Source organism: Clostridium sp. AM29-11AC (assembly GCF_003480545.1).
Lineage (GTDB): Bacteria > Bacillota > Clostridia > Lachnospirales > Lachnospiraceae > Otoolea > Otoolea saccharolyticum_A.
Window position 1 is genome coordinate 320872 of the sequence record NZ_QUJI01000001.1, and the last position, 12406, is coordinate 333277.

General features: G+C 49.1%; 11 protein-coding genes. 10 read left to right on the forward strand and 1 reads right to left on the reverse strand.

Annotated elements, in window-relative coordinates; all coding sequences use genetic code 11:
• Positions 1 to 78 precede the first annotated feature (78 nt).
• From DW757_RS01510 to DW757_RS01550, 9 genes are all read left to right on the forward strand, one after another.
• On the forward strand, positions 79 to 981 hold the full coding sequence (locus tag DW757_RS01510; protein ID WP_015544577.1) for a transporter substrate-binding domain-containing protein: 903 nt from the start codon (positions 79 to 81) through the stop codon (positions 979 to 981).
• Positions 982 to 1002: 21 nt separating this feature from the next.
• Positions 1003 to 1707, forward strand: coding sequence for an amino acid ABC transporter permease (locus DW757_RS01515; RefSeq protein WP_015544578.1), 705 nt, complete (start codon positions 1003 to 1005; stop codon positions 1705 to 1707).
• 10 nt (positions 1708 to 1717) lie between these two features.
• Positions 1718 to 2449: an amino acid ABC transporter ATP-binding protein gene (locus DW757_RS01520; protein ID WP_015544579.1), complete on the forward strand. Its 732-nt coding sequence runs from the start codon at positions 1718 to 1720 to the stop codon at positions 2447 to 2449.
• Positions 2450 to 2508: 59 nt separating this feature from the next.
• Positions 2509 to 3435 carry a ribokinase gene (locus DW757_RS01525; protein ID WP_243033269.1) on the forward strand — a complete coding sequence of 309 codons (927 nt, stop codon included), beginning with the start codon at positions 2509 to 2511 and terminating at the stop codon, positions 3433 to 3435.
• A 114-nt stretch (positions 3436 to 3549) separates the two neighbouring features.
• Complete coding sequence (locus DW757_RS01530) at positions 3550 to 4059, forward strand: MarR family transcriptional regulator (protein WP_015544580.1); 510 nt, start codon at positions 3550 to 3552, stop codon at positions 4057 to 4059.
• 3 nt (positions 4060 to 4062) lie between these two features.
• Positions 4063 to 4896, forward strand: a complete 834-nt coding sequence (locus tag DW757_RS01535; protein WP_118750779.1) for a BtpA/SgcQ family protein — start codon at positions 4063 to 4065, stop codon at positions 4894 to 4896.
• A 264-nt stretch (positions 4897 to 5160) separates the two neighbouring features.
• Positions 5161 to 6552: a sodium/glutamate symporter gene (locus DW757_RS01540; RefSeq protein ID WP_118750780.1), complete on the forward strand. Its 1392-nt coding sequence runs from the start codon at positions 5161 to 5163 to the stop codon at positions 6550 to 6552.
• Between the two features lie 97 nt (positions 6553 to 6649).
• Positions 6650 to 8122, forward strand: coding sequence for an amidohydrolase (locus DW757_RS01545; RefSeq protein WP_243033271.1), 1473 nt, complete (start codon positions 6650 to 6652; stop codon positions 8120 to 8122).
• A gap of 23 nt (positions 8123 to 8145) precedes the next feature.
• On the forward strand, positions 8146 to 9321 hold the full coding sequence (locus DW757_RS01550) for a M20 family metallopeptidase (protein ID WP_118750781.1): 1176 nt from the start codon (positions 8146 to 8148) through the stop codon (positions 9319 to 9321).
• 9 nt (positions 9322 to 9330) lie between these two features.
• On the opposite strand, the gene DW757_RS01555 is transcribed toward DW757_RS01550, so the two are convergent.
• A complete protein-coding gene (locus DW757_RS01555) occupies positions 9331 to 10635 on the reverse strand; it encodes a winged helix-turn-helix domain-containing protein (protein WP_118750782.1) in 1305 nt (434 codons plus the stop codon).
• A gap of 318 nt (positions 10636 to 10953) precedes the next feature.
• Between DW757_RS01555 and DW757_RS01560 the strand changes: the two genes are divergently transcribed.
• Complete coding sequence (locus DW757_RS01560) at positions 10954 to 12267, forward strand: putative ABC transporter permease (protein WP_118750818.1); 1314 nt, start codon at positions 10954 to 10956, stop codon at positions 12265 to 12267.
• Positions 12268 to 12406 lie beyond the last annotated feature (139 nt).

Below are 12406 nucleotides of genomic sequence, written 5' to 3' on the forward strand. Positions count from 1 at the left end.
ATGATGAAAATGGAAACAGGCCAATAAGAGGCTCAAGTTAAAAACCAATGAAAAACAACATATAAAGGAGGAAGAAACATGAAAAAGAGAACATTGGCACTGGCAGCAGCATTTGCTTTGGCAGCAGTGGCTACAGGCTGCAGCGGACAGGAAAAGGAGGCAGAGACACAGGCTGCAGCGTCCAGTCAGGCAGGAGCTGGTGCAGAAGGCGAAACAGCCGGCTCAGCTGATGCAAAATCCGATTTGGAGGCCACAAGATATGAGAACATCCTGTCATCCGGCGTTCTGAAGATTGGAACAGAGGGAACCTACAAACCTTTTACCTATCACGATGAGAACAATGAGCTCTGCGGCTATGACGTGGAGGTAGGAAAAATGATCGGAGATAAGCTGGGGGTAAAGACGGAATTTTCTGAGATTACCTGGGAAGGACTTTTAACTTCCCTTGATACAGGAACTGTAGATCTTGTTTTAAACCAGGTTGGAGTGACGCCGGAGAGAGAGGAGAAATATGATTTCAGTGATCCGTATCTCTACAGCTACATTGCCCTGATTACTCTGGATGACAATGAAGAGATTACAGATTGGGAGAGTGCAGAGGGAAAGAAGACATCCTTAAATGTTTCCAGTAACTACGCAGGAATTGCAGAGCAGTATGGAATGGATATTACAGCATCTGATACCTTCAGCAAGGATATTGAGCTGCTCTTGGCCGGAAGAACAGACTGCGTGATTAATAACACTATTGCATTTAATGATTTCCTGACACAGAAGCCGGACACTCCGATTAAAATCGTAGCGGTACAGGAAACTCCGGATACAGTTGCCATTCCGATTCCAAAGGGAAATGAGGATCTGTTAGAGGCGGTAAATCAGGCCATTGCAGAACTCAGAGAGGATGGAACTTTGACAGAGCTTTCAGAAAAATATCTCGGAAAGGACTTTTCCAGGGAGATGACTTTGGAAGAGCTTACACAGTAAGGAGTCAGGAGGGTGAATGAAATGGATGCGCGTACGATTGAAATATTGACAGAATCTTTCTGGCCGATACTGAAAGCGGGAATTACCTATACCATACCTCTGACATTGATTGCATTCGCCCTCGGAACCCTGCTTGCGGTGCTGGTGGCTATTATCAGGATATCGAGGGTGCCAATACTCGACAGGATATGTGAGCTGTATGTGTGGATTATCAGAGGAACCCCGCTGCTTGTCCAGCTCTTTCTTGTATTCTTTGGATTGCCTAAAGTAGGGATTGTCATTGACCCCATGCCGTCAGGAATTTTAGTATTCACGCTGAGTATCGGTGCATACAGCTCAGAGATTTTCAGGGCGGCGATCCTCTCAATTCCCAAGGGACAGTGGGAGGCAGCCATGTCTTTAGGAATGAGCTATCCGCAGCAGCTTATCCGCGTGATCCTTCCCCAGGCAGTAAAAATATCTGTTCCCCCGTTGTTTAACAGCTTTATTGCCCTGGTGAAGGATACCTCCCTTGCGGCGAATATCACGATCCCGGAAATGTTTCTGACTACTCAGAGAATAACAGCACGGAATTATGAGCCTCTCCTTATGTATATTGAAGTAGGCTTTATTTATCTGATTTTCTGTACAGTTCTGAATTATCTTCAGAAGAAGGTGGAAGACAGGCTGATGCTGACTCCCCACGAAAAAAAGAAGATTAAGGAAATTACAGACTCACAGGGATAGGAGGAGCACTATGCTGGAAATCAGACATCTGCATAAATATTTTGGCAGCAACCATGTGTTAAAGGATATTAATCTGAAAATCGAGTCAAACAGGACAACGGCGATTATAGGCTCTTCCGGCTCGGGAAAATCTACGCTGCTGCGCTGCATCAATCTTTTGGAAACGCCGGATGAGGGGGAGATAAGCCTTGACGGGAATACGCTTCGCTTTCCGGGACGCCTGGCACACAGCACGAAGTCAGCCTTTACAAAACGTACGGGAATGGTTTTCCAAAGCTTTAACCTGTTTCCGCACATGAATGCCATTGAAAATATTATGGAAGGTCCGGTAACGGTGTTGAAAAAGAATAAAAAGGAAGCCAGACTGGAGGCAATGGAGCTATTAAAAAAGGTAGGTCTCGAGGATAAATGGGACAGCCTTCCCAATCAGCTTTCAGGCGGGCAGCAGCAGCGAATCGCCATCGCCAGGGCACTGGCCATGAAGCCGGAGATCCTTCTCTTTGACGAACCCACAAGCGCTCTCGATCCAGAACTGGGGGCGGGTATTCTGAATTTGATCAAGGATCTGTCGAAAGAAAATTATACAATTCTCGTTGTAACACACAACATGTCTTTTGCCAGAGAGGTCAGCGATGAAGTGGTTTTTGTAGAAAAGGGAACCATTCTCGCAAAAGGAAGCTATGATGAGCTGGTAAATATGAAAAATGACAGAATCACGCAGTTTTTAAGCTACCTGGATTAAGCTGTGCAGGTACTTATAAAATTTTGGAATCAGTCAGGTTTGAAGTTTTTCAGAGAGAGGTGAAAAAACTGAAAGGAAAGAAGCAGATTTTAGTGTTCGGCTCTCTTATTATGGATATTTCCATCCGCTGTGATGAGATACCGAAGGCCGGAGAGACTGTTTACACCTATGAGGATTATCAGGTAAATCCTGGGGGAAAGGGAGGAAATCAGGCAGTGGCTGCCGCCAGAGCCGGCGGAAGCGTAACGGTTCTGGGACGGATTGCCGACGATGAGTATGCCCATATTCTAACAGACAGCTTCAGGGCAGACCAGATAGAGACAGGCCGCCTCCTTACAGACCCCCAGGCCAGGACAGGGGTAGCCTTTGTCTGGGTGGACCAAAAAGGCAGCAACAGATGCCTTTGCTCTCTGGGGGCGAACGCCAGAAATACGCCGGAGGATATCAGAAGTTATGAGCCATTGTTTCAGGAGGGAGATATTGTGATGACAACCCTGGAACATGGGGAGGAGGTCCTGGATACAGTTACAGAGCTGGCTAAAAAGAAGGGATGTCTGCTGATGGTAGACCCCTCGTCTAAGGATTACTCTAAGCTCACCGATAAGATAGCCGGGCGCATTGATATTTTAAAGCCGAATGAGGTAGAGACGGAAATACTTACTGGAATCCATGTAGAAAACATTGAGGATGCATACAGGGCAGTGACAATTTTGAAGGAGAGGGGAATCAAAACACCGATTATTTCCCTGGGAAAGCAGGGCGCTGTTTATGAGTCAGAGGGCAAACTGTGCCATGTGAAAGGCATCGAGGTGCCTTCAGTGGACACAACAGCGGCAGGAGATACCTTTATGGGAAGTCTGGCCGCCCGTCTGTCCCTGGGAGAACCGTTTCCGGAAGCCATAGCCTACGCCAACCGTGCAGCCTCCCTCTGTGTTCAAAAGAAAGGAGCTCAGAAGTCTATCCCTTTTATGAAGGATGTATTATAATAAATACCAGCGGAGTCTGCCGAGCTGCTGTTTGCAAAGAATGCAAAGCTCCCTCGGACTCCGAGAGGAAGAATAATAGCAAATTGCAGAAAAGGGAAAAGGATGGGATACAGAATGGACAGAAACAGATATTCAATTTACTGTGAAATGATGAAGGAGTTAAAGGAAACAAACGAGCTCATGAATGAGTATGACAGCCTTCCTCATGACTATGGAAATGTAGTTCTGTATCAGTCAGAAGCGCATTTAATTCAGTGTATCGGGCAAAATGAGGGAATTACGGTAACCGAGGCATCAAAGCTTCTGAAAAAGACAAAAAGCGCCTGCTCTCAGATGGTAAAAAAACTGGTAGGGAAAAACTGGGTTCGCCAGGAGCGGAACAAGGAGAACAACAGGGAATATAAGCTGCATCTTACGGAAGAGGGAATGGTGATTTATGATCATCATGAAAACTTTGACCGCCTGTCTTATGAACATAATTCTCAGGAATTATTTGACTTTACTGATGAAGAGCTCAGGCTTTACATTCGGATTCAGCAGAAGATGAATGAACTGATTGGGCTTGATGTGGAGAGAAGCTATAATTATTTTACGACGACTCCTCAGGAGCTTATGGAGAAATAAGAGATGAAAAATAAACTGTTTGATTTATTTCAAAAGGAAAAGCCAATTATAGGAATGGTGCATCTGCGCCCTCTTCCCGGCTCGCCGGGATACGATCCGGTTTCAATGGGAATGGATCGAATTATTCAGATCGCAGTTGAAGAAGCCAAAAAACTGGAGGCAGCTGGAGTCGATGGCGTTCAGGTGGAAAATATGTGGGACATTCCATATATGAGGCCGGATGAGATTGGCTACGAGACAGCAGCCGCGCTGGCGGTTGGAATCCACGCGGTGAGAGAGAAGGTCAGTATACCAGTAGGCGCAGAATGTCATATGAATGGCGCAGACTGTGCCATGGCCTGTGCCGTTGCTGCAGGTGCAGAGTGGATCCGCGTGTTTGAGTGGTGCAATTCGTTTATCTCCCAGTCCGGCTTTATCAATGCCATGGGAGGCCGCGTTGCGAGAATGAGAAAAAATCTGGGGGCGGAACATATCTTAGCCCTGTGTGATGTAAATGTGAAGCACGGAAGCCACTTTATTATTCATGACAGAAGTGTGGAAGAGCAGGCTATGGATGTGGAGGCTCAGGATGGAGATGCAGTGATTGTCACTGGGTTTGATACCGGAACACCGCCTACAGTGGAGAATCTTGAGCGGTGCAAGAGGGCTGTAAAACTTCCTATTCTCATTGGCAGCGGACTGAGCAGCCAGAATGTATGTGAACTTTTAAGTGCCGCAGACGGAGCAATTATTGGAAGCTGGTTCAAGGAAGACAATAACTGGAAGAATCCAGTGAGCTATGAGCGAACAAAGGAATTTATGGACAGAGTAAAACAGCTGAGAGACCAGATTAGATAGTGGATTCTGTCAAAGATAAATAAGAAGTTTCAGCAGAGAGCATTCAGACGCATTTTCAGAAATGTGGTTTGAATGCTCTCTTTTTTGCATACAATGGTTAGGAAAAACGAGTGGTATTTTTGCATAATAAATAAAAATATTTGTAAAAATCTCAATACATCTTGACAATAAAATTTATAAGTGTTATAAATTTTTTATAAATAGGACATAAAAAATTTATGTCCAAAAATGGACGTCCAACTATCAAAAAAAGGAGAGAAAGCTATGACAAGTGCAATGCTTACTGATCTGCTGCAAAGCCTGGGACTTCTGGGCGCGTTTCTGCTGATAGGAGTTTTTCTGAGAGCAAAATTAAAAATTTTCCAGAAAACCTTTATTCCAGCCTCTGTAATCGGAGGATTTCTGCTTCTGATCTTAGGACCTCAGTGTGCAAATGTCCTTCCGGTTCCGGCGTCCTGGTTCGATACATATTCACTGCTGCCCGGCATTCTGATCGTTCCGGTTGTGGCAGCTGTGCCGCTGGGACTGACCATTGGAGGCGGAAAGAAGGACGGAGTGGAGCCGGATGTGCTGAAAAATGTATTTCCTCTGATTGGAATCGGCTTAGCTGCATCTATGTTCCAGTTTGCAGTCGGCTATGGGACACATGTGCTGTTCTCAGGAGAGGATCTCTATGATGTATTCGGAATCGAGCTGGCTATTGGATTTGTAGGAGGCCACGGTACGGCAGGAACTCTGGGGAACATGCTTTCTGCTTTGAATCTGCCCTACTGGGAGACCTCCCAGGGAGTGGCAACCACCACAGCCACCTTTGGAATCGTGGGAGGCATCCTGATTGGAATCATGATGATTAACTGGGCAGCCAGACATGGACAGACAGCGATGTTAAAAAAACCCGCAGATATCCCTGAGCCTCTGCGTATCGGTTTTGAGAAGGACATCAAAAAACAGAATTCTGTAGGCCGTGAGACTACCATGTCTTCCTCCATCGATACCCTTGCTTTCCATGCAGCACTGATTTTCGTTGCCTGCGGCCTGGCTTACCTGCTTTTAATGGCAGCTGAGAGTCTTCAGATTCCTGTGCTTAAGAGTATTTCCGTGTGGGCTTACGGAATGATCGTAATGTTCGTCATCTGGGGAATTATGAATAAGCTGAAACTGGATTATCTGGTGGACGAGAAGGTTAAGAGTAAGATTTCCAGTTCCTTTACAGAGTTTGCCGTAATTGCAGCAATCGCAAGTCTTCCGATTAAGGCAGTAGCAGCATATATCGTACCGATTCTTGTGATGGTGGCACTGGGCTATGTGGTTACCACAGGCGTTCTCTTTATCCTCAGCAAACGGCTTTTAAAGGGCTTCTGGTTTGAGCAGATGATTGGAACCTACGGTATGAGCACAGGCGTATTCCTGACAGGAGTTCTGCTTCTGAGAATCTGTGATCCGGATCTGGAAAGCCCGGCTCTCGCCAACTACTCGCTGTCCTACACAATCACGAGTATTATCTATTTTGCCATGCTGAATTTCTTCATCATCCTTCCGATGAGCTCCGGAGCAGGCGTGACGGCTTTGGTTGCTGTGGGCCTTGGTCTCTTGGCTACGCTGTTTGCAGTAGTGAGCAGCCGTATTTCCTTCGGAAGTGAGTTTAAAGGAAATTAGGATGGCTGAAGCAAAGAGAGACGTTCGGCTGCACTGGCTCTGACGGGGAATTTTCATCCTTTCTGAATGAAAATGGATGAAAATCTCAGGAAGAGCAGTGATTGAGGTGAGAAAAATGCAGAATTACGAGGAGCTTCTTGAGAAGCTGAATGCCAGGATATGGGATTACGCGGAGCTGAAATTTGAGGAGCACCAGTCGGCGGAGGCTCTCAAACATGTGATGGAGGAGCATGGCTTCTCTGTGGAGAGCGGGCTGGCAGGGATGGAAACGGCATTCAGAGCCACGGCCGGAAAAGGGCGTCCGGTGATTGGCCTTCTGGCTGAGTATGACGCCCTGTCCGGCCTCAGCCAGAAGGCAGGCCAGACAAAGCCGGTCCCCAGAGAGGAAACGGAAAACGGTCATGGCTGCGGCCATTGTCTTCTGGGAACGGCTGCAGCCGGAGCCGCGTTGATGGCAAGGGACTATCTGCTTGAAACCGGCAGGGAGGGAACCATTGTTCTGATCGGATGTCCGGCAGAGGAAGGCGGGTCAGGAAAAGCTTATCTGGCCAGGGCAGGCGTGTTCGATGGCCTGGATGCAGCCCTTACCTGGCATCCTGCCGGGGGAAATGCTGTCCTGACTGGCTCTCTGCAGGCAAACTGCCAGGCTTATTTCCGGTTTCACGGCGTTTCCGCCCATGCGGCGGGAGCGCCTCACCTGGGCAGAAGCGCTCTGGACGCAGTGGAACTGATGGATGTGGGCGTAAACTATATGCGGGAGCACATGGAGCCCTGTGACCGGATCCACTATGCAATTACGGACACCGGGGGCAGTTCTCCCAATGTGGTGCAGAACCATGCAGAGGTTCTCTACCTGATCCGCTCCACTGACACAGAAAAGGTAAAAAAGCTGTACGAGAGAGTAAAAAATATAGCCAGAGGAGCTGCCCTGATGACGGAGACGAAGGTGGAGGTGGTTTTTGACAAGGCCTGCTCCAATATTCTTTCCAACAGCGTTCTGGAACAGCTTCTCTACGATTGTATGAAAACAGTTCCGCTTCCGTCCTACACGGAGAAGGAACTGGAATATGCAGAAAAAATAAAGGAAACTATCACTGACGCAGACATAGACAGCGATATGTCCCTGATGATGGCCCAGGGAGCGGAAAAGAGGAAGCTGGCTTCCCGCTACCGGGAGCTTCCCATGGCCGACTTTGTGGTGGAGCACCGTCATCAGGAGCTGTTTCTGCCGGGCTCTTCCGATGTGGGAGACTGCAGTCATGCGGCGCCTACGGCTCAGTTTGTGGGAGCCTGTTTCGTGCCTGGAACGCCGGCTCACTCCTGGCAGATGACAGCCCAGGGAAAAGAAAAGACAGCAGTGAAGGGAATGCTTTACGCGGCGAAGGTGCTCTGTGAAGCCTGCCGCCGCCTGTTTGAGGAGCCGGAACTTGTGAAGCAGGCCAGGAAGGAATTTGAGGAGACCACGGAGGGAAAACCATATGAGTGTCCCATTCCGGCAGAGATATTTCCCAATGCAAACGGAAAAAGGGAAAACGCCGGCCTGACAGCGGACAGGAAGGACAGAAAATAGACAGATACAGGAGGCGATTGAAGATGACAGTTGCTGAATCGGCAAAGGCCATAGAGGAGCATTTAAGGCAGCTTCGAAGAGAGTTCCACAGACATCCGGAAACGTCAGGAAACGAGAAAGAGACAGCCGCCAGAGTTGTGAGGGAGCTTTTGGATATCGGCGGATTTGAGATCCGTGAGGGCGTGGGAGGAAACGGTGTAATTGCCGAGCTTTCCGGAGCTCTGCCCGGTCCCACCACAGCTCTCAGGGCGGATATGGATGCCCTGCAGATAGAGGAGGAGACAGGACTTCCCTTCTGCTCGGAAAACAGGGGGGTCATGCATGCCTGCGGCCATGATAATCATATTACTATGGCTCTGGGAGCAGCCCGTCTTCTGGCTCAGAGGAAAGACGAGCTGAGAGGAAGGGTGAGAATGATATTTCAGCCTTCAGAAGAGCTGTCTCCTCAGGGCGGTTCGAGGAAAATGATTGAGGAGGGAGCGCTGGATGGAGTTGACGCCGTATTCGGAATGCATGTCTGGCCGGATCTCCCGCTAGGGAAAGTGGGAGTGAAGGCGGGGCCTCTGATGGCTGCCTCCGATCATTTCACAGTCACCATCAAGGGAAAGCCAAGCCATGCCGCAAGACCCAACGAGGGGATTGACGCCCTGGTGGCGGGGGCCCAGTTTGTGGCGGCGGTCCAGACGATTGTCAGCAGAAATGCCGATCCGATGAAGTCGATCGTCATAACCGTCGGCAGGATGAATGCGGGAACCCGCTATAATATCATAGCGGGCGAGTGCGTGCTGGAAGGTACCTGCCGCACGTTTGATCCGTCTGTCCGGGATCTGGCGGAGCGCAGACTGTCTGAGGTGCTGGCCGGAATCTGCACTGTTTCAGGCTGCACGGGAGAGCTCAACTATGAGAGAGGCTATATGGCAGTGATGAACGACGGGAAAATGGCAGACTATATGAAGGAGTCGGCCGACAGAATTCTGGGAACCGGAACGGCTGTATCGGTGGAGCCGGCTATGACCGCTGAAGATTTTTCCTTTTATCTGGATAAAAAACCAGGCGCCTTTGCCTGGATCGGGACAACGCCGCCGGGTGAGACTGTCTGGCCTCTGCACAGCAGCCATTACAGCCCCGACGAGGGCGTGCTCTGGAGAGGAGCCGCCCTGCTGGCAGGGCTTGTCCTTGGGATGTGGGAGAGACAGTAATTTCTGTTATCAGAAAAAGGTTGTAAGACAGGCCTTCTCGTTAAAACAGTAGGTTTTAACGGGACGGCCTTTTTCCATGGTTCCCTCTGTGTGCATCTGGGTCAGAAGCCCGGCAAGACAGAGCTTCTGGATAATGCGGTTGCAGCTTCTCGGCGTGATATTCAGCCACTCGGAGAGGAGGGAGGAGGTGAGGGACTGTCCGGGATTTTTTAGAAAAAGACCGATAATCTTCTGCAGATTTCCCTCGTTGATCCCGTTGGCCTTGGAAAATTTTAGGATTTTCTCATTGTCATAGGAGACATGGAGGGGATCCTGAACGGACAGAGGCCCCATCAGGCGAAGCTGCTCATTGATCAGAAAGCCGTCATTTTTTCCGTAGCGGATGGACTCGTTCAGGGCCTGCTCTGCCTGTTCCAGGCTTTTGGAAAGAGAGGCAGAAAGACCTGCGCCCAGGCGGAAGGAGGTTTCAACGCGGCTGTCCAGATAAAGAATCAGGGAGCGCAAAAGTGCAGGAAGCTGTCTGTCGTCCTCAAGCTCCCAGGTAATCTGGAAATAGGCCACAAAGATCTGAATAGAAAAGTTGGCTCCCTGTTCCTTCCGAAAGTCCACCAGAGCTTTCAGAAGAGAAACTTTCTGGTATTCCTGCTCCGTTCCTGCAAGGCTGTCGGGATAGACAAGCCGTATGAGAATGCTGGCCTTCTGCACAGCAGAGTTCAGCTGGAGTTTTGCCATAGACACTGCGCTTCTGATAGAATCGGCTATGGTATTGTCATCGGGAAAAATGTACAGGTAAGGGATGTGTGCGTCCTCATAGCGCTTCAGACTGTTGGTTGAGCGCACAAAAGCAATGTCAATTTTTCCCTCATCCCACAGCTTCTTCGCCGTGCGGAACAGCGTTTCATAACTGAGAACCGGATCTGTACAGCAATAGGGCATCAGCTCAGGGCGAAGATAGCGGTGGAGATCCAGATAGTTATTGCTGGGGATCAGAAAATCGCAGTAGATCCGGTTGAGAGGAATATCCGGATGAGTCTGCACAAAATCCAGGGCAATCGCCAGGAAATGCTTTGTTTCGTAGGAGACAAAGGCGCAGGGCTTTTCAATATTGGGGATATTCATAAGCTGGTAATAGCCAAACTCGCCGCTGCAGAAGATGATATCGCAGTGATCCTTGCATTTATAATAGATATCCTGGATTTCCTCCAGGGTGTGGTAAACGTATTTGTGAAAAATACAGCCGAAATCATTCTGCTCAATGACACGGTTGATGGCCTGAAGAGATACCTTCGGGCTGATAATGCTGACAGTGATCATATGATTTTTGACTCTCCGTTTCCGATAGTTGGCAGTGGAACACAGGAACTGACATCCTGTGCAAAGGAGCCGGTTCTTCTCCATTCCCTGTATAATCTGTATAATAATGTACTATAGCCACCCTGGGGGAGTCAATATGTTCCTGAGGCCCATCCGATCCTGCTTTAACGGCTTTCGCTGAAAACTATGCTGGAATCCCTGGTATTTGTGTGGTAAAATAGCTGAATTATACCAGCCGCTTTCACAGGGCTTTTCAACAGTATCAGCCGTCAGAGATCCGATAAAGCGGGAGGAGGAAGTGATTTGAAGTACACAGGGATGGAATTTTTGTGGCTGTTTTTAGTCTACTCATTTTTAGGATGGGTTCTGGAGACAGCTGCGGGTACTATTAAGAAAAAACGGTTTACCAACAGAGGATTTACCACAGGCCCCTTCTGCGGCGTATATGGAACAGCGGCTGTGCTCATGGCAGCCGCCCTTCAGGAGCTCAGAGGAAACCCGGTGTTCCTGTTTTTAGGCTGCGCCGCGGTGGCGACGGCGGTGGAATGGATAACCGGAAAAACACTTGAGCGGCTGAACCGGAAAAAATGGTGGGATTATTCGGAAAAACGCTGGAATTTCGACGGGTATATCTGCCTTTCCTATTCCGTACTCTGGGGAATCCTCGGCTTTGTGGCTGTCCGGTGGGGAGACGACTTTTTTATCTGGCTGTATCATGCCCTGCCGGGATTTGCGGCAAAGACAGTCACCTTTGCGGCAGCAGCAGTTGTGTTCTGTGATACAGCGGCATCTCTTGCGACAGTGCGCTATGTCAGGCAAAGAAGCCTGAGGGTTCTTAAGACTGCCGGGGAAAGTACGCCGGTCAGAAAGTTTCAATACAGGACAGCCGTTCTGACAAGACGCCTGGGTAAGGCTATAGAGGCAGGCGTAGAAAGGCGAATGGAAAAGGCCTATCCTCTGATTTTTGAGGCAGCGGAGCAGATAACAAAACGAAAAGTCTTTGCGGAGGGCTGCGGATTTTATAAGCTGTTCTGGCTGTTTCTCATCGGCGCTGTCCTGGGAGATTTGGTGGAGACTGTATTCTGCCGCCTGACCGCAGGCGTCTGGATGAGCCGCAGCAGTCTGGTCTGGGGGCCCTTCAGCATTGTCTGGGGACTGGCCATAGCGACGGCAACCGCCCTGCTCTATAAGGATCGGGAAAAGCCGGACCGTCACCTCTTTTTCATCGGCACGGTACTGGGCGGGGCCTATGAATATGTGTGCAGTGTCTTTACAGAGCTTGTATTTGGAACTGTTTTCTGGGATTACAGTGAGATTCCCTTTAACCTGGGCGGAAGAATCAACCTGCTCTACTGCTTTTTCTGGGGAATAGCCGCCGTAATCTGGATCAAGGGGCTGTATCCGTTCTTTTCCGGGTGGATTGAAAAAATACCTGTCCTCTGGGGATATATCCTGACCTGGGTGCTTGTTGTATTTATGGCGTCCAATATCGTCGTGTCGTCCATGGCTCTGATTCGCTATGACAGGCGCTCGGAGGGAATGCAGGCGGACAATGTGATAGAAAAGCTGCTGGATGAACACTTTGACGATGAGCGGATGGAGCGTATTTATCCCAACGCCCTCGCCAGGTAGAAACCATCCCTCCCTCATCAGTTCTCTCTTTATTCTTTATTCCACGGCAGCAGGCATAACGGCTGCCGTGCCTTTTCACCTCTCAAAAATTTTTTCCATATAATAAATCAACAATTATAATGCATTGGGAGGAATATGA

What these genes read in the sequence shown, in the direction of transcription:
- DW757_RS01535 (WP_118750779.1), top strand. Translation starts at nt 4,063, where the DNA reads ATGAAAAATAAACTGTTTGATTTATTTCAAAAGGAAAAGCCAATTATA.
- DW757_RS01560 (WP_118750818.1), top strand. Translation starts at nt 10,954, where the DNA reads ATGGAATTTTTGTGGCTGTTTTTAGTCTACTCATTTTTAGGATGGGTT.
- DW757_RS01520 (WP_015544579.1), top strand. Translation starts at nt 1,718, where the DNA reads ATGCTGGAAATCAGACATCTGCATAAATATTTTGGCAGCAACCATGTG.
- DW757_RS01550 (WP_118750781.1), top strand. Translation starts at nt 8,146, where the DNA reads ATGACAGTTGCTGAATCGGCAAAGGCCATAGAGGAGCATTTAAGGCAG.
- DW757_RS01555 (WP_118750782.1), bottom strand. Translation starts at nt 10,635, where the DNA reads ATGATCACTGTCAGCATTATCAGCCCGAAGGTATCTCTTCAGGCCATC.
- DW757_RS01515 (WP_015544578.1), top strand. Translation starts at nt 1,003, where the DNA reads ATGGATGCGCGTACGATTGAAATATTGACAGAATCTTTCTGGCCGATA.
- DW757_RS01510 (WP_015544577.1), top strand. Translation starts at nt 79, where the DNA reads ATGAAAAAGAGAACATTGGCACTGGCAGCAGCATTTGCTTTGGCAGCA.
- DW757_RS01530 (WP_015544580.1), top strand. Translation starts at nt 3,550, where the DNA reads ATGGACAGAAACAGATATTCAATTTACTGTGAAATGATGAAGGAGTTA.
- DW757_RS01540 (WP_118750780.1), top strand. Translation starts at nt 5,161, where the DNA reads ATGACAAGTGCAATGCTTACTGATCTGCTGCAAAGCCTGGGACTTCTG.